We start from the raw sequence: 19,278 nt of genomic DNA on the forward strand, positions 1-19,278 counted from the left end.
CCGACTTTCCAAGGAGACCACTCCATGAGCCTCAATATTTTCTGGTTCCTGCCTACCCACGGCGACGGCCATTACCTTGGCACCGCCGAAGGCGCGCGCGCCGTTGACCATGGCTACCTGCAACAAGTCGCTCAGGCGGCGGATCGCCTGGGTTTTGGCGGGGTGTTGATCCCTACCGGACGCTCCTGCGAAGACTCGTGGCTGGTGGCGGCCTCGCTGATCCCGGTGACCCAGCGCCTGAAGTTCCTGGTCGCCCTGCGCCCAGGGATCATTTCGCCGACGGTGGCGGCGCGTCAGGCGGCGACCCTGGATCGGTTGTCCGGGGGCCGGGCGCTGTTCAACCTGGTGACCGGCGGTGACCCGGAAGAGTTGGCGGGCGATGGCTTGTTCCTCAGTCACGAAGAGCGTTATCAGGCCAGCGTGGAATTCACCCGGATCTGGCGCCGCGTGCTGGAAGGCGAAACCGTCGATTACGACGGACAACACATCAGCGTCAAAGGCGCCAAATTGCTCTATCCGCCGATCCAGCAACCACGTCCACCGCTGTACTTCGGCGGCTCTTCCGAAGCGGCGCAGGACCTGGCGGCCGAGCAGGTTGAAATGGTCTTGACCTGGGGCGAGCCACCGGCCGCGGTTGCCGAGAAAATCGCGCAAGTGCGGGAGAAGGCAGCCAAGCTGGGCCGTACCGTACGCTTCGGCATTCGCCTGCACGTGATCGTGCGCGAAACCAATGACGAAGCCTGGCAGGCCGCGGACCGGCTGATTTCCCATCTGGATGACGACACTATTGCCCGGGCGCAGGCATCGTTGGCGCGCTTTGACTCGGTGGGCCAGCAACGCATGGCTGCGCTGCACGGTGGCAGCCGCGACAACCTGGAAGTCAGCCCGAACCTGTGGGCCGGTGTCGGCCTGGTCCGTGGCGGTGCCGGCACGGCGCTGGTCGGCGATGGCCCGACCGTGGCAGCACGGGTCAAGGAGTACGCGGACCTGGGCATCGACACCTTCATCTTCTCCGGTTATCCACACCTGGAAGAGTCGTACCGGGTGGCCGAACTGCTGTTCCCGCACCTCGACATCGAACGTCCCGAGTTGCCAAAAACGGGCGGTTACGTCAGTCCGTTCGGTGAAATGGTCGCCAACGACATTCTTCCCAAAGCCGCGTCCCAGAGCTGAGGCGCGCCATGAAGAAGCAAACCCTTATCCACAGTCTCGCGCCCTGGGCCCTGCCGGTGCTGTTGCTGGCGGTGTGGCAGTTGTCGGTGTCGGCGGGCTGGTTGTCGACGCGGATTCTGCCGGCTCCGATCGCGGTGATCGAGGCGGGCGTGAGCCTGGTGCAAAGCGGCGAAATCTGGAAACACCTGGCCATCAGCGGCTGGCGTGCTGGCCTCGGATTTGTCATCGGCGGCGGCATCGGCCTGGTGCTGGGTTTCATCACCGGCCTGTCAAAGTGGGGTGAACGCCTGCTCGACAGTTCGGTGCAGATGATCCGCAACGTGCCGCATCTGGCGCTGATTCCGCTGGTGATCCTGTGGTTCGGCATCGACGAGTCGGCGAAGATTTTCCTGGTGGCCCTGGGCACGTTGTTCCCGATCTACCTCAATACCTACCACGGCATTCGTAACGTCGACCCGGCGCTGGTGGAAATGGCGCGCAGCTATGGCTTGAGCGGTTTCAGCCTGTTTCGCCAGGTGATTCTGCCGGGTGCGTTGCCGTCGATTCTGGTGGGGGTGCGTTTTGCCCTGGGCTTCATGTGGTTGACGCTGATCGTGGCCGAAACCATCTCGGCCAGCTCCGGCATTGGCTACCTGGCGATGAATGCCCGGGAGTTCCTGCAGACCGACGTGGTGGTGCTGGCGATTGTGCTCTATGCGGTACTCGGCAAATTGGCCGACCTCGCGGCCCGAGGCCTGGAACGGGTGTGGCTGCGCTGGCATCCGGCCTATCAAGTGGCCAAGGGAGATGCAGCATGACGGCTCAACAACCGCCGCGCCTGCTGCGCGGGATTCCCCTGGTGGTGCGCAAGCTGCAAAAGACCTTTGGTGCGCGGCAAGTGCTGCGCGACATCGACCTGCATATTCCGGCCGGTCAGTTCGTCGCGGTGGTCGGTCGTAGCGGCTGCGGCAAAAGCACTTTGCTGCGCTTGCTCGCCGGCCTCGACCAGCCAACGGACGGACAATTGCTGGCGGGCTCGGCAGCGCTCAGCGAGGCCCGGGAGGACACCCGGCTGATGTTCCAGGAGGCGCGTTTGCTGCCCTGGAAAAAGGTCATCGACAACGTCGGTCTCGGCCTCAAGGGCAACTGGCGCCAGCAGGCCCTGGATGCCCTGGAAGCGGTGGGCCTGGCCGACCGCGCCGATGAGTGGCCGGCGGCATTGTCCGGCGGGCAGAAACAACGGGTGGCCCTGGCCCGGGCACTGATCCACCAGCCGCGCCTGCTGTTGCTCGATGAGCCGCTGGGTGCCCTGGACGCCCTGACCCGGATTGAAATGCAGCAACTGATTGAGCGCCTGTGGCAGCAGCATGGTTTTACCGTGTTGCTGGTGACCCACGATGTCAGCGAAGCCGTGGCGATTGCCGACCGGGTGCTGCTGATCGAAGAGGGCGAGATTGGCCTGGACCTGCACGTCGAGTTGCCGCGCCCTCGGGTTCGCGGTTCACATCGACTGGCAGCGCTGGAAACCGAAGTGCTCAACCGAGTGTTGGCCCTGCCGGGCGTACCGCCCGAGCCGGAACCTGTTTCACCCTTGCCCACGCAATTGCGCTGGGCTCAATGAAGGAGCTTCGAGCTTCGAGCGGCAAGCTACAAGCTGCAAGTAAAAGCGCTGTGCTTTTGCTTGTCGCTTGAGGCTCGCAGCTCGCAGCTCACAGCTTGTTTCGACCTCAGGAGAAATATCATGACTATCAAAGCCATTAACGTTCGCAACCAGTTCAAAGGCACCATCAAGGAAATCGTCGAAGGCGATGTGTTGTCGGAAATCGACGTGCAAACCGCTTCCGGTATCGTCACCTCGGTGATCACCACCCGCTCGGTCAAGGAGCTGGAACTGGTGATCGGCAGCGAAGTGATCGCCTTCGTAAAGTCCACCGAGGTCTCGATCGCCAAGTTGTAAGCCGTGCGCTACGAACAACCCCGAAGGGTGTGAGCCCTTCGGGGTTTTTTTATGGGCTTGCTGGGGGATTACCAGCGCGTTTAGGCAGGTAAGGCGGCAGATACAACCCCAGGTACGCATCAAACACCCGCATCCCTTCCTCCGCCATGCGCGGGGTGATCTGCCCATGCTGCTGCACCGAGCGCGCATACACCCGATCACCCAGCTCCATGGCCAGGGCAAACACGTCGACGTCGGTGGGCAGCGCTGGCAGTGCAAAGTGCTGGTCGAAGAGGGTGTGCATCAGGTCGCCCAGTTCGAGGTCGTGCTGGCGGTCGGCCTGGGTGACTTCGGTGAGCCCGTGCTGGGCCAGGATCAACTGGCGGGCGGCGGCGTCTTCGCTGTAGATCTGCAGCATGCGTTGCTCGACCAGCCGCGACAGATCACGCCAGCCACTGAGGGTGTCATGGTCGATAGGTGCTTGCAGGCAGGCGCGGAACGCGGCGTGGACGTCGGCCGTCAGGGCTTCGAGCAAGGCCGGGACGCTGGCGAAGAAATGGTAGACGGAGGAGGGCGGGATCTCCGCGCGCTCGGCGACACTGTAGATCGACAAACTGGCCACGCCTTCGGCGGCCAGCAGTGTGCGGGCGGCATCGAGGATCGAATCGATTCGCGCCTGGCTGCGGGCGCGTGGTTTACGAAGAGTGGCGGGCCGGGTCATTGAAGTCTCCTGCAGGGCAGGGGGCATTGTACGAGTCGGGTTGTGTGTTGTCTCGTCGGCCGCCATCGCGAGCAAGGATCTGCTACGCACGCAGTATCCGGGTGCTAAACAAGGCCCTGTGGGAGCGAGCTTGCTCGCGATGGCGGCGCTCCGACGATTCGCCAAAGGCGGCCATAAAAAAAACGCCATCGGCCAATTAGGCACGATGGCGTTTTTTTTACTGCAACCGCTTACACGGTATGCAGGTACCAGTTGTACTCGAGGTCGGAGATGGAGTGTTCGAATTCCTCCAGCTCGCTCTCTTTACAGGCCACGAAGATATCGATGTATTTCGGATCGATGTACCTGGCCATGACTTCGCTGTCGTCCAGCTCGCGCAATGCATCGCGCAGGTTGTTCGGCAGGCTTTGCTCGTTCTGCTCGTAGCTGTTGCCTTCCACCGGTGCGCCAGGCTCGATCTTGTTGACCAGGCCGTGGTGCACGCCTGCCAGGACCGAAGCCATCAGCAGGTACGGGTTGGCATCGGCGCCGGCCACGCGGTGTTCGATGCGCACGGCATCGGAGGAACCGGTTGGCACACGAATCGCCACGGTGCGGTTGTCCAGGCCCCAGCACGGCGAGTTCGGCACGTAGAACTGTGCGCCGAAACGACGGTAGGAGTTGACGTTCGGGCAGAGGAAAGCCATCTGCGCCGGTAGGGTCTCGAGCACACCGCCGATCGCGTGACGCAGTGCGGCGTTCTGCTCGGGATCCTCACTGGCAAAAATATTCTTGCCGTCTTTATCAAGGATCGAGATGTGGACGTGCAGACCATTACCCGCCTGGCCTGGGTAAGGCTTGGCCATGAAGGTGGTGTCCATCTCATGGTCGTAGGCGATGTTCTTGATCAGACGCTTGAGCAGTACCGCGTAGTCGCAGGCCTTGATCGGGTCGGCAACGTGGTGCAGGTTGACTTCGAACTGCGCCGGAGCACTTTCCTTGACGATGGCGTCAGCCGGGATGCCTTGCTCCTTCGCACCTTCCAGGATGTCCTGGAGGCAGTCGACGTATTCGTCGAGGTCGTCGATCAGGTAGACCTGTGTCGAGTGCGGGCGTTTGCCGGAAACCGGCGAGCGAGGGGGTTGCGGGCGACCGTTCACGTTCTCCTGGTCGATCAGGTAGAACTCCAGTTCGAAGGCGGCGCAGATAGTCAGGCCCATTTCGTCAAACTTGCGCACTACATTGGCCAGTACTTCACGCGGGTCGGCGAAGAATGGCTCACCTTCGAGTTCGTGCATGGTCATCAACAGTTGCGCGGTAGGGCGCTTTTGCCAAGGCTCATTGCACAGGGTGTCGGGGATTGGATAGCAGATTCGGTCAGCATCGCCGATGTCCAGGCCCAGGCCGGTGCTTTCCACCGTCGAACCATTGATATCCAGAGCAAATAGAGAGGCCGGCAGGTTGATGCCTTTCTCGTAAACCTTGTGGAGACTGGTGCGTTCGATGCGCTTGCCGCGCACCACACCATTCATATCCGCAATCAGAAGGTCAACGTACAGAACCTCAGGATGTTCCTTAAGGAACGCGTTCGCTTCGTTAAGCTGAACGGCACGCGGGGGTACCGACATGATGCAACACCTTTGTTGTTAAAAATATCAATCATTGATCTTTTCAGATTCCAGTCAACCCGAACGGCATGCCGAAGTCAAGCGAGGCCTTTTTTGCCCTAAAAAAGCGCTCGAAGGGCATTTTTGAGGCAGTTTGGGGCGTTTTGATCCCTTTCCCTTCGTCGCCGCCCGCAGGCTTGAGCGGGCCGTGTTGTATTTTTTACGGGGGTGTTGTGTAAAAAAATGAACAAGGCTAAGCTCGAATCAAACCCATAACAGCAATAATACCGGGGTGCTTCATGTCTCGCCTGCCGTCAATCGGCGTGACCACCTGCTCCAGGCAGATCGGTCTGCATGCGTGCCACATCAGTGGCGACACGTCCGTCCGCGCGGCGGCCAAGGGCCTGCCGGCGTTGCCGGAGCAGCTATCCCCGTCCGATATTCTGGACGTTGTGGAAGCCCCTCTCTTTAGTGGCACTTCCTCCAATATAGATCCTGTTCACTATAGCGGTCCTGCGAGTACGCCGGGAACTGCTCATGATTCTGCACGCGTTGCCACTCCCTGCCCATTGATTCGCGCCGGCGTTGGTGTTCCTGCACGCACGGCTTTTGCTGCAAGTGTGCAAACCAGGCCCCAATGGCAGGTAAGCTTTAACCCGCATGGCTTGACCATGGCCCAGACACGACAACGCGACGCGGATGCGTCAAACATCGCCTGACTCTTAATGAAGTCAGGACACTCAGCCCAGAGGCATTTATGAGTAACAACCTCGACCAGCTCACCGATTGGTTGAAAGACCACAAGATCACAGAAGTCGAATGCATGATCGCCGACTTGACCGGGATTACCCGCGGCAAGATTTCGCCGACCAACAAGTTCATTGCCGAAAAAGGCATGCGCCTGCCCGAGAGTGTGCTGCTGCAAACAGTGACGGGCGACTATGTCGAAGACGACATCTATTACGAGCTGCTCGACCCGGCCGACATCGACATGATCTGCCGTCCCGACCAGAACGCAGTGTTCCTCGTGCCCTGGGCCATCGAGCCGACCGCCCAGGTGATCCACGACACCTACGACAAGCAGGGCAACCCGATCGAGCTGTCGCCGCGCAACGTGCTCAAGAAGGTCCTCAAACTCTATGCCGACAAGGGCTGGCAGCCGATCGTGGCGCCGGAAATGGAGTTTTACCTGACCAAGCGCAGCGACGACCCGGACTATCCGCTGCAACCGCCGATCGGCCGTTCCGGGCGTCCGGAGATCGGTCGCCAGTCGTTCTCCATTGAAGCGGCCAACGAATTCGACCCGTTGTTCGAAGACGTCTACGACTGGTGCGAACTGCAGGAGCTGGACCTGGACACGCTGATCCACGAGGACGGCACGGCGCAGATGGAAATCAACTTCCGTCACGGTGACGCACTGTCCCTGGCCGACCAGATCCTGGTGTTCAAGCGCACCATGCGCGAAGCCGCGCTCAAGCACGACGTGGCAGCGACGTTCATGGCCAAGCCGATGACGGGCGAGCCGGGCAGCGCCATGCACCTGCACCAGAGCATCATCGACATCGAGACTGGCAAGAACGTCTTCTCCAATGAAGACGGGACCATGAGCCAGCTGTTCCTCAATCACATTGGTGGCCTGCAGAAGTTCATCCCTGAACTGCTGCCGCTGTTCGCCCCCAACGTCAACTCGTTCCGCCGCTTCCTGCCGGACACCTCGGCACCGGTCAACGTGGAATGGGGCGAAGAGAACCGCACCGTGGGCCTGCGGGTTCCGGATGCGGGGCCACAGAACCGTCGGGTGGAAAACCGCCTGCCGGGCGCCGACGCCAACCCGTACCTGGCGATTGCCGCGAGCCTGTTGTGCGGCTACATCGGCATGGTCGAAGGCCTCAACCCAAGCGCCCCGGTAGTTGGACGTGGTTACGAGCGACGCAACCTGCGTCTGCCGTTGACCATCGAAGACGCCCTGGAGCGTATGGAAAACAGCAAGACCATCGAGAAATACCTGGGTCACAACTTCATCACTGGCTACGTCGCGGTCAAGCGGGCCGAGCATGAAAACTTCAAGCGCGTGATCAGTTCGTGGGAACGGGAATTCCTGCTATTCGCCGTCTGACACGCCGGGTGCGGCCCACCAGCCGCACCCTCACCTCACTAGGAAGGAGCGCTTTATGACTAGCAACAACCCGCAAACCCGTGAATGGCAAAGCCTGAGCAACGACCATCACCTGGCGCCGTTCAGTGACTTCAAGCAGCTCAAGGAAAAAGGCCCGCGCATCATCACCAGCGCCAAGGGTGTTTACCTGTGGGACAGCGAAGGCAACAAGATCCTCGACGGCATGGCCGGCCTGTGGTGCGTGGCGATCGGCTACGGTCGCGACGAACTGGCGGACGCCGCCAGCAAACAGATGCGCGAGCTGCCGTACTACAACCTGTTCTTCCAGACCGCTCACCCACCGGTGCTGGAACTGGCCAAGGCGATTGCCGACATTGCCCCGCAAGGCATGAACCACGTGTTCTTCACCGGTTCCGGCTCCGAAGGCAACGACACCATGCTGCGTATGGTTCGCCACTACTGGGCGATCAAGGGCCAGCCGAACAAGAAAGTCATCATCAGCCGCAAAAACGGCTACCACGGTTCGACCGTGGCCGGCGCCAGCCTGGGCGGCATGACCTATATGCACGAACAGGGCGACTTGCCGATCCCGGGCATCGTGCACATTCCGCAACCCTACTGGTTCGGTGAAGGTGGCGACATGACCCCGGAAGAATTCGGGATCTGGGCTGCCAACCAGTTGGAAGAAAAGATTCTCGAAGTCGGTGTCGACAACGTCGGCGCCTTTATTGCCGAGCCGATCCAGGGCGCCGGCGGTGTGATCGTGCCGCCTGAAAGCTACTGGCCGCGCATCAAGGAAATCCTCGCCAAGTACGACATCCTGTTCGTCGCCGATGAGGTGATTTGTGGTTTCGGCCGTACCGGTGAGTGGTTCGGTAGCGATTTCTACGACCTCAAGCCCGACATGATGACCATCGCCAAGGGCCTGACCTCAGGCTACATCCCGATGGGTGGCCTGATCGTGCGTGACAGCGTGGTCGAGGTACTCAACGAGGGCGGTGATTTCAACCACGGCTTTACTTACTCCGGTCACCCGGTGGCAGCAGCAGTGGCCCTGGAAAACATCCGCATCATGCGCGACGAAAAAATTATCGAGCGCGTCCACGCAGAAACGGCACCGTATTTGCAAAAGCGTCTGCGTGAGCTGAACGACCACCCTTTGGTGGGCGAAGTTCGCGGAGTAGGGCTGTTGGGGGCAATCGAACTGGTTCAGGACAAGGCCACGCGCAAACGTTACGAAGGCAAGGGTGTGGGCATGATCTGCCGGCAGTTCTGCTTCGACAACGGGCTGATCATGCGCGCAGTGGGCGACACCATGATCATCGCTCCACCGCTGGTAATCACACCGGCAGAAATCGATGAGCTGGTGGCCAAGGCACGCAAGTGCCTGGACCTGACCCTGAGTGTGTTGCAGGGCTAAGTGCTAGGCTCTGAGCGGGAGTTGTATGAACTTTCGCTTAGAGCGGTCAGAAAGCTTGGCCTTTCCTTGAAAGACCGCCATGGATGTTGCCAGACTAGCCACGGTTCCAATCGCCCGGGTTCGGCGCGGAACAGGTGGTTCAAAAAAGAAAAATTTGGAGCATTACGCATGAAGGCACTCGGTAAAAAGCTCGCAGGCAAGACACTCCTTGCCATGTCCCTGATGGGCGTGATGGCGGGCGCGGTTCAGGCAGATGACAAAGTACTGCACGTTTACAACTGGTCCGACTACATTGCGCCGGACACCGTCAAGAAGTTCGAGGCGGAGTCGGGCATCAAGGTTGTCTACGACGTCTTCGACAGTAACGAAACCCTGGAAGCCAAGTTGCTGGCAGGCAAATCCGGCTACGACATCGTCGTGCCGTCGAACAACTTCCTGGCCAAGCAAATCAAGGCCGGTGTCTACCAGAAGTTGGACAAGTCCAAGCTGCCGAACTGGAAAAACCTCAATACCGACTTGCTCAAGGCCGTTTCGGTCAGCGACCCGGGTAACGAGCACGCCTTCCCGTACATGTGGGGCTCGATCGGCATCGGCTTTAACGCCGAGAAGGTCAAGGCTGCACTGGGTGACGACGCACCGACCAACTCCTGGGACTTGATCTTCAAGCCGGAAAACGCCGCCAAGCTCAAAGCATGCGGGATCAGCGTCCTGGATTCGCCAACCGAGATGATTCCGGTGGCACTGCATTACCTGGGCTACCCAACCGACAGCCAGGATAAAAAACAACTGGCCGAAGCTGAAGCGCTGTTCCTCAAAGTGCGTCCTTCGATCGGCTACTTCCACTCCTCCAAGTACATTTCCGACCTGGCCAACGGCAACATCTGCGTGGCTATCGGTTACTCGGGCGACATCTACCAGGCCAAGACCCGCGCCAGTGAAGCCGGTGACAAGGTCAAGGTCAGCTACAACATTCCCAAAGAAGGTGCAGGCAGCTTCTACGACATGGTCGCCATCCCTAAAGATGCCGAGAACGTCGAAGGCGCCTACAAGTTCATGACCTTCCTGCAGAAGCCGGAAATCATGGCCGAGATTACCAACGCCGTACGCTTCCCGAACGGTAACGCCGCTGCAACCCCACTGGTCGATAAAGACATCACCGGCGACCCGGGTGTTTATCCACCGGCGGACGTCCTGGCCAAGCTGTACGCGATTGCCGACTTGCCGGCTGCGACCCAGCGGATCATGACCCGCAGCTGGACCAAGATCAAATCGGGTAAATAACAAGTAGAACCCTTGTAGGAGCGGGTGCCCGCTTGCGGTTTGCTCGCGATGAACCTGAGAGCGCCGCGGGGTGTCAGGAACCCATCGTTATCGTTGACGACCATCGCGAGCAGGCTCGCTCCCACAGGTGTATCTGCATAAAAGTTTTGCTGGATCGGTTTATCGAGGGTAAGTTGCGCGCCGGTTTTGTTGCCAGGCAGCCATGGCTGTCATGTAACGCTGGGCAACTTGGGCCCAACTATTTCAGAGGACCTCCACTTGCCTATTTCTTTGTTTCGTAAAACCATGCTGATTGGCGCCGGTCTGACACTCGCAGTCAGTGTGCAAGCCGCCCCCACCGTGCATATTTATAACTGGTCGGACTACATCGGCGAATCGACCCTGGCGGACTTCGAAAAAGCCACGGGCATCAAGCCGGTGTATGACGTGTTTGATTCCAACGAAACCCTGGAAGGCAAGTTGCTGGCCGGCCGCACAGGTTATGACGTGGTTGTGCCGTCCAACCACTTCCTGGGCAAGCAGATCAAGGCCGGGGCTTTCCAGAAGCTCGACAAGTCGCAACTGCCCAACTACGCCAACCTCGACCCGGTGCTGCTCAAGCGCCTGGAACAGAACGACCCGGGCAACTTGTACGCCGTGCCGTACCTGTGGGGCACCAACGGCATCGGTTACAACGTCGATAAAATCAAGGCGGTACTGGGGGTCGACAAGATCGATTCCTGGGCAGCGGTATTCGAGCCCCAAAACATCAAGAAACTGCAAAGCTGTGGCGTTGCGTTCCTCGACTCCGCCGATGAAATGATGCCCACGGTCCTCAACTACATGGGCCTGGATGCCAATAGCACCAACCCTGCCGATTACAAGAAGGCCGAAGCCAAGTTGCTCGCGGTGCGGCCTTACGTGACGTACTTCCACTCCTCCAAATACATCGCGGACCTGGCCAACGGCGACATCTGCGTGGCCATCGGGTTCTCTGGCGACATGTTCCAGGCCAAGGCCCGGGCTGCAGAGGCCGGCAAAGGCGTGAACATCGCCTACTCGATCCCGAAAGAGGGCGGTGCCCTGTGGTTCGACATGCTGGCGATTCCCAAGGATTCGTCCAACGTCAAAGAAGCCCATGCCTTCATCAACTACTTGCTCAAGCCTGAGGTGATTGCCCAGGTCAGCGATTACGTGGGCTATGCCAACCCGAACCCGGGGTCGGACAAATTGATGGAACAGTCGATCCGCGAAGACGAGTCGGTGTATCCGCCCCAGGCGGTCCTCGACAAGACCTACGTGTCGATCGAGCTGCCACCGAACATTCAACGTTTGATGACCCGCAGCTGGACCAAGGTCAAGTCGGGTAAATAGTGACAAAGGCTCAAACTATCCAAGGGTTCGCCCGTATTGGGCGAACCGCACTCTTTTTGTTGGGAGTTTCGTAAATGGCAGTTGCCTCCGGCGCCTACAAGAAAGCCCTCGAGGGCGACCAGACACCTAAACAGGTGCTGGTCAAAATCGACCGGGTCACGAAGAAGTTCGACGAGACGATTGCCGTGGACGATGTGTCCCTGGAAATCAAGAAAGGCGAAATCTTCGCCTTGCTCGGCGGTTCGGGTTCGGGCAAATCGACCTTGCTGCGCATGCTCGCCGGTTTCGAGCGGCCGACTGAGGGGCGGATTTTCCTCGACGGCGTGGACATCACCGATATGCCGCCGTACGAGCGGCCGATCAACATGATGTTCCAGTCCTACGCGCTGTTCCCGCACATGACCGTGGCACAGAACATCGCCTTCGGCCTCAAGCAGGACAAGATCCCGGCCGCCGAAGTCGACGCCCGGGTGGCCGAGATGCTCAAGCTGGTGCAGATGAGCCAGTACGCCAAGCGCAAGCCGCACCAGCTCTCCGGTGGCCAGCGCCAGCGTGTCGCCTTGGCCCGCTCCCTGGCCAAGCGGCCGAAACTGCTGCTGCTCGACGAACCGATGGGCGCCCTCGACAAGAAACTGCGTTCGCAGATGCAACTGGAGTTGGTGGAGATCATCGAGCGGGTCGGCGTGACCTGCGTCATGGTGACCCACGATCAGGAAGAGGCCATGACCATGGCCGAGCGCATCGCGATCATGCACCTGGGCTGGATTGCCCAGATCGGCAGCCCGATCGACATCTACGAAACCCCGACCAGCCGCCTGGTCTGCGAATTCATCGGCAACGTCAACATCTTCGAAGGTGAAGTGGTGGACGACGCCGAGGGCCATGCACTGATCACCTGCAAGGACCTGGACCGCAACATCTACGTCGGCCACGGCATCAGCACCTCGGTGCAAGACAAGTCGGTGACCTACGCGATTCGTCCGGAAAAACTGCTGGTCACCGCTGACATGCCAACCTGCGAGCACAACTGGTCGAGCGGCAAGGTCCACGACATCGCCTACCTGGGCGGGCACTCGGTGTTCTACGTCGAATTGCCGAGTGGCAAGCTGGTGCAATCGTTCGTGGCCAACGCCGAGCGCCGGGGCCAGCGTCCGACCTGGGGTGACCAGGTCTACGTCTGGTGGGAAGACGACAGCGGCGTGGTACTGCGCTCATGAACATGCGAAAACTCAAGCGTCGACTCAGTCGAATAATTCCCGGTGGCCGCCAGTTGGTCATCGGCGTTCCTTTCCTGTGGCTGTTCCTGTTCTTCATGTTGCCGTTCTTCATCGTGTTGAAGATCAGCTTCGCCGAAGCAGACGTGGCCATTCCGCCGTACACCGAGATCTACAGCTTCGTTGAGCAGAAGCTGCAGGTGCTGCTCAACCTGGGCAACTACGCGATGCTCAGCGAGGACGAGCTGTACATTGCCGCTTACCTCGGTTCGTTGAAGATGGCGCTGATCAGCACCATTTTGTGCCTGTTGATCGGCTACCCGATGGCCTACGCCATCGCCAGTGCGCGCAAGGAAATGCAGACCGTCCTGGTACTGCTGATCATGATGCCGACCTGGACCGCGATCCTGATCCGCGTGTATGCGTGGATGGGCATCCTCAGCAACAACGGCCTGCTCAACGGCTTCCTGATGAGCATGGGCTTTATCGATGAGCCGCTGCAGATCCTCAACACCAACCTGGCGGTCTATATCGGCGTGGTCTATTCCTACCTGCCGTTCATGATCCTGCCGCTCTACGCCAACCTGGTAAAACACGACACCAGCCTGCTGGAAGCTGCGTCCGACCTGGGTTCGAGCACCTTCAACAGCTTCTGGAAAATCACCATTCCGCTGTCGAAGAACGGCATCATCGCCGGCTGCATGCTGGTGTTCATCCCGGTGGTGGGTGAGTTCGTGATCCCGGAACTGCTGGGCGGTCCGGAAACCCTGATGATCGGTAAAGTGCTCTGGCAAGAGTTCTTCAATAACCGTGACTGGCCGGTGGCGTCCGCCCTGGCGGTGGTGATGCTGGCGATCCTGATTGTGCCGATCATCCTGTTCAACCGCAGTCAGGCCAAGGAAATGGAGGGTAAAGAATGAAGCGCTTCCGTTTCTCCAGCCTGATGCTGGTAGTGGGTCTGTTGTTCATCTACCTGCCGATGCTGATCCTGGTGATCTACTCGTTCAACGCCTCGAAACTGGTGACGGTGTGGGGCGGCTGGTCGATCAAGTGGTATGTCGGCCTGCTGGATAACAGCCAACTGATGGGCTCAGTGGTGCGCTCGCTGGAAATCGCCTGCTACACCGCGATTGCCGCGGTGGCGCTGGGGACCCTGGCGGCATTCGTGCTGACCCGGATCACCCACTTCAAGGGCCGTACGCTGTTCGGCGGCCTGGTCACCGCGCCGTTGGTGATGCCGGAAGTGATCACCGGTCTGTCGCTGTTGCTGCTGTTCGTGGCCATGGCGCAGATGATTGGCTGGCCCCAGGAGCGGGGCATCGTCACCATCTGGATCGCCCACACCACGTTCTGTGCCGCCTATGTGGCGGTGGTGGTGTCGGCACGCCTGCGTGAGCTGGACCTGTCGATCGAAGAGGCAGCCATGGACCTGGGCGCGCGGCCATGGAAGGTGTTCTTCCTGATCACCATCCCGATGATTGCGCCTTCGCTGGCAGCGGGCGGCATGATGTCGTTTGCCCTGTCGCTGGACGACCTGGTATTGGCCAGCTTCGTCTCGGGCCCGGGTTCCACCACCCTGCCGATGGAAGTGTTCTCGGCGGTGCGCCTGGGGGTCAAACCGGAGATCAACGCCGTGGCCAGCCTGATCCTGTTGGCGGTGTCGATCGTCACGTTCCTGGTCTGGTTCTTCAGCCGCCGCGCCGAAGAAAACCGTAAGCGGGCGATCCAGCAGGCCATCGAAGAAAGTGCTGCCGACTCCTGGAAACAGCCGGACGCACGTCGGGCCCAGGCGCCGGAAGCGGCTTGAGTCGGGAGGGTTGACCACAATCCTGTGGTCAACCTCTCTACCCCGCCTCAGCGTGATTCAGGTTGCTCGCGGATCCCGCATACACCCATCAACCCTGTGGGAGCGAGCCTGCTCGCGAAGGACGTCAGGACACCGCGCTTAGCCTGGCTTGGCGCGTCATCGTTGACGACCTTCGCGGGCAAGCCCGCTCCCACAGTGGTTTTTGGTGCTCACATTTCCTGCACACCCTCAGTAGTTTTTGCTGCTCACGGATCCCGCATACACCCACCGTTGTTTACGAGACCCAAGGGGATTGGCGGATGACCTGGACGAAGTTCATCGGCTGGAACCCCGGCTCCTGATCCACCAGCACATCCGTCTTGACGTTGCCGAAGGTCGTCTGAGGACGATGGCGCAAGCCGTCGGCAAAGGCGCAGATGATGCACTCCTTGAACCCTTCACCCCGTGGGTGGGCATGCACCACCGCGCTGCGCTGCGTGCTGGTAAAGGCCGCGTAGTCCAGGCCCAGCACGTCCATCTCGACTCCGGCGGTCACCAGTGCGACGGTCGGGCGCAGGTGTTTGGGTACGCCGGGGGTGGTGTGCAGGGCGATCGACAGCCAGACCTGCTCGATGTCGTCATCGCTCAAGCCATAGGGTTTGAGAAAGGCCGCTGCGGCGTTGGCGCCGTCGACTTCAAAGCGCTCATCGTCACTGCGATACCCAGCCACCAGGCCGAGGTCATGGAACATCGCGCCGACGTACAGCAACTGCGGATCGTAGGCCAACTGCTGGCGTTCGCCGCTCAAGGCACCGAACAGGAATACCCGGCGTGAGTGGTGGTACAGCAGGTCGGACTCGATGTCGCGGATGTACTCGGTGGTGGCTTTGGCCAATGCGCTGTCAGGAATCTTGATGCCGGCAATGGTGGTGCTCATGGGAGTTTCCTCATGGTGAGCGCCATGGCGGCGCTGAGGTCACCAGTCTGTTCGCCCCCCTGAAACCGGACAATCGATCCATGGCTGCAATCCCGGCCAATGAGCATGCATATCGCGCCAGCCTCGCTTGTTGGGCCTGGATTGGCTACGGTGCATGCAGACCCTGTAGGAGCGAGTGCCCGCTTGCGGCTTGCTCGCGATGGACGTCAACGATGACCTCGGCTGTCGGGGTGAACGCGGCGTCCTCACGCACATCGCGAGCGTTGCAATCTATGCCATGAGAGGCGTTTCGAACCATGAGTAAAACCGTTGCCATCGTGGTGTTCTCCGGCGTCCAGGCGCTGGACGTGACCGGCCCCATGGATGTGTTTTCCGAGGCCAACCGCTTTCTCGAGCCCGAGGAGCATTACCAGTTACAGGTGATCGGCGTCGAACAGGGTCTGCTGCCATGTTCCAACGGCCTGACCCTGCAGGCTCACCAGCACTTCAGCGCGGCGCTGCAGGCCTACGATTTGCTGCTGGTGGCCGGTGGGCCGCAATTGCCCTTTGTCGATTTTGGTCCGGCGTTCGACCATTGGCTGCGCGATGCCAGCGCCCGGGCCCGGCGCTTTGGCTCGATCTGCAACGGCGCCTTCCTGCTGGCCCGCGCGGGATTGCTCGACGGCAGGACGGTCACCACCCATTGGGGCGATGCCGCGGCGTTGGCGGCACTGTGCCCGACTACCCGCGTCGAGGCCGACCGGTTGTATGTCGAGGACGGCGAGCTGTTCACTTCGGCCGGGGTCACGGCCGGGATCGACCTGTCGCTGTACCTGCTGGCAAAGGACCACGGTCCGCAGGTGGCCTTGAGCGTGGCCAAGCGCCTGGTGGTGTTTACCCAGCGCGCGGGCGGGCAGTCGCAGTTCAGCCCGTTCCTCACGCCCTATGCCGAGGAAACCTCGCCGGTGGCGCGGGTCCAGCATTACGTGATGGCGAACCTTACGGGCGACCTGGCCATTGTCGACCTGGCAGTGGCGGCGAACATGAGTGCGCGCAATTTCTCCCGGGTGTTCACCCGAGAAGCCGGGGTGACCCCGGCCGAGTTCGTGGAGCAGGCGCGGGTGGACGCCGCCCGGGTGATGCTGGAAAGCTCGCGGGCGGCACTCAAGACCGTCGCTTACCAGTGTGGATTTCGCGATGCCCAGCACATGCGCAGCGTGTTCAATCGACGCCTGGGCGTGACGCCGCTGCAGTTCCGGCTGAACTTTTCGTCGGTGCTTTGAGAGGCTGCGCCTGCCCGCCGTGTGCCTGCAACGTCAACGCGCCGGCAATAGCTTCAAGGTGCTGCGAGTATTGGCGGTCACTTCTTCTTCGCTGAAATGCGCCTGGTGGTAGACACCCTCGATGTACGCCTCGGCCTGGTCTTGATAGTGCGCATCGAACGGCACGCCGCTCTGGCCGATCGGGTTGATGGTCAGGCCGTGGGCCGGGTCGGCGAAATCGATGATGCGTCGGGTCGACGGGCCATAGATCACGGTCCAAGGCGCCGGGCCGATTTTCGCCGAGAGGTTGTTCGGCACCTCGTGACTGCCCGGGGCTTCGAACGGGCCGACGTTAAAAATCCGCTCCAGGGGTTTCTGCGTGCCCAGCGGATGGCCGTGGGTGAGGGTGTGGGCCTTGCCCCATTGCCATTGCGTGGCGTCTGCGCCGAGGGTGGTTTTCAGGTGGGCGATGCTGGCGTGCCACGCGGCCTTGACCACGTCGGCACGGGTTTCCTGACCCAGGGTGTCGCGGTTGTCCCACCAAGGGGAATCGGGGTTGGCCGCAAGCCTGGGCAGGGCGGTATCGATCACCCGGGTCGTGAGCAGAGTGTCGAAAAAGCTATCGCCCAGTTCATCGTGCAGCGCCCCGTCGGCCAGGTTGAACAGGAACTGATTGAACAGCGTGGCGCTAGTCGACTCCAGCGGGTAATCGCCTTGCCAGGCGCTCAGTTGATCCAGCCACTGGCGTTCCTGCGGGTCGCTGACCACCTCGCGCAATACCGGCAGCAACGGCGCCAGCAGGCGTTGACCGTAGGCGGTCGTGGTGCCCAGTTGCAGCTCCTGGGTGTTGTCCAGGTCCCACTTGAGGTTCTTGTCGCTCAGTTGCAGATTGAGCTGCTGACCGCGATCGGCCAGGTTGTAGTAGCCGGGAATCTCCATGCCGGTCGGTGACAATGGCTGGAAGTTGGCGGAGACGATGTAGCCACGGGTCGGGTTCTCTTCCTGCGGGTTGGCACTGAACGGGTAGAAGCCGTCCTTGTCTGCCTGGTTGCTGCTGCCGTCAAGAATGAAGCCTGGCTTGACCCCTGCCGGGCGTTTGGGCAGTTGCGCGGCTGCCCACCAGCCGATATCCCCCTTGGCATTGGCCCAGACGATGTTCAACCCAGGAGCCTGGACCTTGGCGGACGCGGCTCGGGCCTTGGCCAGGGTATCGGCGCGGTTGAGTTGGTAAAAACCTTCGAGGATCGGGTTCTGGGTATCGAGGAACGCCCACCACATCGCGATTGGGGTCTTGCCGGCGCTGGCGCCCAGGACATCGTTGATGATCGGGCCGTGGGGCGATTGCCGCAGGGTCAGGGTTACGGGGGCCTGGCCCTTGACGGCAATCTGTTGCTCGCTGTTGATCAGTTCGACCCACTTGCCGCGGTACCAGACCTGATTGGCGTTGTCCGGATTGACCTTCTCGGCGATCAGGTCGAGGTCGTCGTTCTGGAACATCGTCAGGCTCCAGCCGAAGTCCAGGTTGTGGCCAAGGAAGGCAAACGGCACCAGTGCCTGGTGGTGCCCATAGAGTTCGAAACCAGGGGCCGACAGCTGCGCTTCGTACCACACCGAAGGCGTCGCGAAGCGAATGTGCGGGTCGCCGGCCAACAGCGGTTTGCCGCTCTTGGTGCGACTGCCGGCAACTACCCAGGCATTGCTGCCCTCGAATTGCGGCAGGCCGTGCTCGGCCAGTGCCTGCTGGCTGAGGCGGGCAATGGCGTTGAGGTCTTGCCAGTCGGCGCTGCTGAGGGCCGGTGCGCTGCTGTGTTGCTGGGCCAGCACGCCTTTGGGCTGCCAGTCGAGGTCGAAGATGTTCAGGTAGTCGTTGCCCAGTTGATCGCGCACGTAGGTCAGCAACGGCTCGGTACGAAAGGCCGCGGCAAAGCTGTAGGCCATGTAGCCGGCGACGCTGACGCTGTCCTGGGCGGTGAACGGCCGCTTGGCGATGCCCAGCACATCGAACTCCACGGGCGCGGCGTGCGTGTCCTGATACTGGTTGATCCCGTCCAGATAGGCCTGCAGGGCCTTCCACGCCGCAGATTCCTTATCCAGCGCGGCCACATAAGTCTCGGCACGCTCGCGAATGCGCAGGCTGCGGAACAGTTTGTCGGTATCCAGCAGCTTGGGCCCGAGCACCTCGGCCAACTCACCCCGGGACAGGCGCCGCATGATTTCCATCTGGAACAGCCGGTCCTGGGCCTGGACATAACCCAGGGCGCGATACAGGTCGATCTCGTTGCCGGCACGCAAGTGCGGGATGCCACGTTCGTCGTAGCGCACGGTCACGGAGCCCTCCAGGTGCTGCAACTGCACCTGACCGTGACGCGATGGTTGTTTGCTGTACACATACCAGCCGGCTGCGGCGGCCAGCAGCACGAGTACCAGGGCCAGTGAGCTCAGGGCGCGTTTCATGGTGACTCCTTGTTCTTGTCAGGGTACCGCCTGTCGGGGCGGTCAACATGTAGCACAGAGCTGGCGCGCCGGGCAGCCACT

At 60.9% G+C, this 19,278-nt stretch carries 16 protein-coding genes and 1 pseudogene; 13 read left to right on the forward strand and 4 right to left on the reverse strand.

The window, feature by feature from the left end; all coding sequences use genetic code 11:
- Window positions 1-24: 24 nt before the first annotated feature.
- The 4 genes from ssuD (at window position 25) to ACIOVD_RS00215 (ending at window position 3,109) form a co-directional block, all read left to right on the forward strand.
- A complete protein-coding gene (ssuD, locus tag ACIOVD_RS00200) occupies window positions 25-1,173 on the forward strand; it encodes an FMNH2-dependent alkanesulfonate monooxygenase (RefSeq protein ID WP_095164698.1) in 1,149 nt (382 codons plus the stop codon).
- Window positions 1,174-1,181: 8 nt separating this feature from the next.
- Window positions 1,182-1,970, forward strand: a complete 789-nt coding sequence (gene ssuC, locus ACIOVD_RS00205) for an aliphatic sulfonate ABC transporter permease SsuC (protein WP_159998483.1) — start codon at window positions 1,182-1,184, stop codon at window positions 1,968-1,970.
- Entirely contained in the window at window positions 1,967-2,773 is an 807-nt protein-coding gene (gene ssuB, locus ACIOVD_RS00210) for an aliphatic sulfonates ABC transporter ATP-binding protein (RefSeq protein ID WP_095164696.1), read from the forward strand. Before ssuC ends, ssuB begins: the two co-directional genes overlap by 4 nt.
- Window positions 2,774-2,893: 120 nt before the next feature.
- Window positions 2,894-3,109: a molybdopterin-binding protein gene (locus tag ACIOVD_RS00215; protein ID WP_003213899.1), complete on the forward strand. Its 216-nt coding sequence runs from the start codon at window positions 2,894-2,896 to the stop codon at window positions 3,107-3,109.
- Between the two features lie 49 nt (window positions 3,110-3,158).
- On the opposite strand, the gene ACIOVD_RS00220 is transcribed toward ACIOVD_RS00215, so the two are convergent.
- A complete protein-coding gene (locus ACIOVD_RS00220) occupies window positions 3,159-3,809 on the reverse strand; it encodes a TetR/AcrR family transcriptional regulator (RefSeq protein ID WP_095164695.1) in 651 nt (216 codons plus the stop codon).
- A gap of 230 nt (window positions 3,810-4,039) precedes the next feature.
- Window positions 4,040-5,416 (reverse strand): glutamine synthetase family protein, encoded by a 1,377-nt coding sequence (locus ACIOVD_RS00225; RefSeq protein WP_320333231.1) that lies wholly within the window; start codon window positions 5,414-5,416, stop codon window positions 4,040-4,042.
- 278 nt (window positions 5,417-5,694) lie between these two features.
- Here ACIOVD_RS00225 and ACIOVD_RS00230 point away from each other — a divergent pair.
- The 8 genes and pseudogenes from ACIOVD_RS00230 to ACIOVD_RS00265 form a co-directional block, all read left to right on the forward strand.
- Window positions 5,695-5,991: pseudogene (locus ACIOVD_RS00230) on the forward strand (gamma-glutamyl-gamma-aminobutyrate hydrolase family protein); the annotation flags it as partial.
- A 161-nt stretch (window positions 5,992-6,152) separates the two neighbouring features.
- Entirely contained in the window at window positions 6,153-7,511 is a 1,359-nt protein-coding gene (locus ACIOVD_RS00235; protein WP_095164694.1) for a glutamine synthetase family protein, read from the forward strand.
- A 55-nt stretch (window positions 7,512-7,566) separates the two neighbouring features.
- On the forward strand, window positions 7,567-8,931 hold the full coding sequence (locus ACIOVD_RS00240; RefSeq protein ID WP_159998479.1) for an aspartate aminotransferase family protein: 1,365 nt from the start codon (window positions 7,567-7,569) through the stop codon (window positions 8,929-8,931).
- 168 nt (window positions 8,932-9,099) lie between these two features.
- Window positions 9,100-10,212 (forward strand): polyamine ABC transporter substrate-binding protein, encoded by a 1,113-nt coding sequence (locus ACIOVD_RS00245; protein ID WP_095164692.1) that lies wholly within the window; start codon window positions 9,100-9,102, stop codon window positions 10,210-10,212.
- 258 nt (window positions 10,213-10,470) lie between these two features.
- Entirely contained in the window at window positions 10,471-11,565 is a 1,095-nt protein-coding gene (locus ACIOVD_RS00250; protein ID WP_095164690.1) for a polyamine ABC transporter substrate-binding protein, read from the forward strand.
- A gap of 74 nt (window positions 11,566-11,639) precedes the next feature.
- Window positions 11,640-12,782 carry an ABC transporter ATP-binding protein gene (locus ACIOVD_RS00255; RefSeq protein ID WP_095164689.1) on the forward strand — a complete coding sequence of 381 codons (1,143 nt, stop codon included), beginning with the start codon at window positions 11,640-11,642 and terminating at the stop codon, window positions 12,780-12,782.
- Between the two features lie 35 nt (window positions 12,783-12,817).
- On the forward strand, window positions 12,818-13,699 hold the full coding sequence (locus ACIOVD_RS00260; protein ID WP_174244642.1) for an ABC transporter permease subunit: 882 nt from the start codon (window positions 12,818-12,820) through the stop codon (window positions 13,697-13,699).
- Complete coding sequence (locus ACIOVD_RS00265) at window positions 13,696-14,586, forward strand: ABC transporter permease subunit (RefSeq protein WP_095164687.1); 891 nt, start codon at window positions 13,696-13,698, stop codon at window positions 14,584-14,586. Before ACIOVD_RS00260 ends, ACIOVD_RS00265 begins: the two co-directional genes overlap by 4 nt.
- Before the next feature lie 274 nt (window positions 14,587-14,860).
- Here the strand turns inward: ACIOVD_RS00265 and ACIOVD_RS00270 are convergent, their stop codons facing one another.
- The gene (locus ACIOVD_RS00270; protein ID WP_095164686.1) at window positions 14,861-15,502 is read right to left on the reverse strand and encodes an HD domain-containing protein; all 642 of its coding nucleotides are present in this window, start codon (window positions 15,500-15,502) and stop codon (window positions 14,861-14,863) included.
- Window positions 15,503-15,798: 296 nt separating this feature from the next.
- Here ACIOVD_RS00270 and ACIOVD_RS00275 point away from each other — a divergent pair, with 296 nt between their 5' ends.
- A complete protein-coding gene (locus ACIOVD_RS00275) occupies window positions 15,799-16,764 on the forward strand; it encodes a GlxA family transcriptional regulator (RefSeq protein WP_401125445.1) in 966 nt (321 codons plus the stop codon).
- A 33-nt stretch (window positions 16,765-16,797) separates the two neighbouring features.
- On the opposite strand, the gene ACIOVD_RS00280 is transcribed toward ACIOVD_RS00275, so the two are convergent.
- A complete protein-coding gene (locus ACIOVD_RS00280; protein WP_401125448.1) occupies window positions 16,798-19,197 on the reverse strand; it encodes a penicillin acylase family protein in 2,400 nt (799 codons plus the stop codon).
- Window positions 19,198-19,278 lie beyond the last annotated feature (81 nt).

The organism is Pseudomonas sp. NPDC087626 (assembly GCF_044743405.1).
Classification (GTDB): Bacteria; Pseudomonadota; Gammaproteobacteria; order Pseudomonadales; family Pseudomonadaceae; genus Aquipseudomonas.

Bases quoted from the DNA above. Each gene is read 5' to 3' on its own strand.
- ACIOVD_RS00240 (WP_159998479.1), top strand. From the start codon at position 7,567: ATGACTAGCAACAACCCGCAAACCCGTGAATGGCAAAGCCTGAGCAAC.
- ACIOVD_RS00235 (WP_095164694.1), top strand. From the start codon at position 6,153: ATGAGTAACAACCTCGACCAGCTCACCGATTGGTTGAAAGACCACAAG.
- ACIOVD_RS00270 (WP_095164686.1), bottom strand. From the start codon at position 15,502: ATGAGCACCACCATTGCCGGCATCAAGATTCCTGACAGCGCATTGGCC.
- ACIOVD_RS00275 (WP_401125445.1), top strand. From the start codon at position 15,799: ATGAGTAAAACCGTTGCCATCGTGGTGTTCTCCGGCGTCCAGGCGCTG.
- ACIOVD_RS00255 (WP_095164689.1), top strand. From the start codon at position 11,640: ATGGCAGTTGCCTCCGGCGCCTACAAGAAAGCCCTCGAGGGCGACCAG.
- ACIOVD_RS00215 (WP_003213899.1), top strand. From the start codon at position 2,894: ATGACTATCAAAGCCATTAACGTTCGCAACCAGTTCAAAGGCACCATC.
- ACIOVD_RS00220 (WP_095164695.1), bottom strand. From the start codon at position 3,809: ATGACCCGGCCCGCCACTCTTCGTAAACCACGCGCCCGCAGCCAGGCG.
- ssuC (WP_159998483.1), top strand. From the start codon at position 1,182: ATGAAGAAGCAAACCCTTATCCACAGTCTCGCGCCCTGGGCCCTGCCG.
- ACIOVD_RS00225 (WP_320333231.1), bottom strand. From the start codon at position 5,416: ATGTCGGTACCCCCGCGTGCCGTTCAGCTTAACGAAGCGAACGCGTTC.
- ssuD (WP_095164698.1), top strand. From the start codon at position 25: ATGAGCCTCAATATTTTCTGGTTCCTGCCTACCCACGGCGACGGCCAT.
- ssuB (WP_095164696.1), top strand. From the start codon at position 1,967: ATGACGGCTCAACAACCGCCGCGCCTGCTGCGCGGGATTCCCCTGGTG.
- ACIOVD_RS00280 (WP_401125448.1), bottom strand. From the start codon at position 19,197: ATGAAACGCGCCCTGAGCTCACTGGCCCTGGTACTCGTGCTGCTGGCC.
- ACIOVD_RS00265 (WP_095164687.1), top strand. From the start codon at position 13,696: ATGAAGCGCTTCCGTTTCTCCAGCCTGATGCTGGTAGTGGGTCTGTTG.
- ACIOVD_RS00245 (WP_095164692.1), top strand. From the start codon at position 9,100: ATGAAGGCACTCGGTAAAAAGCTCGCAGGCAAGACACTCCTTGCCATG.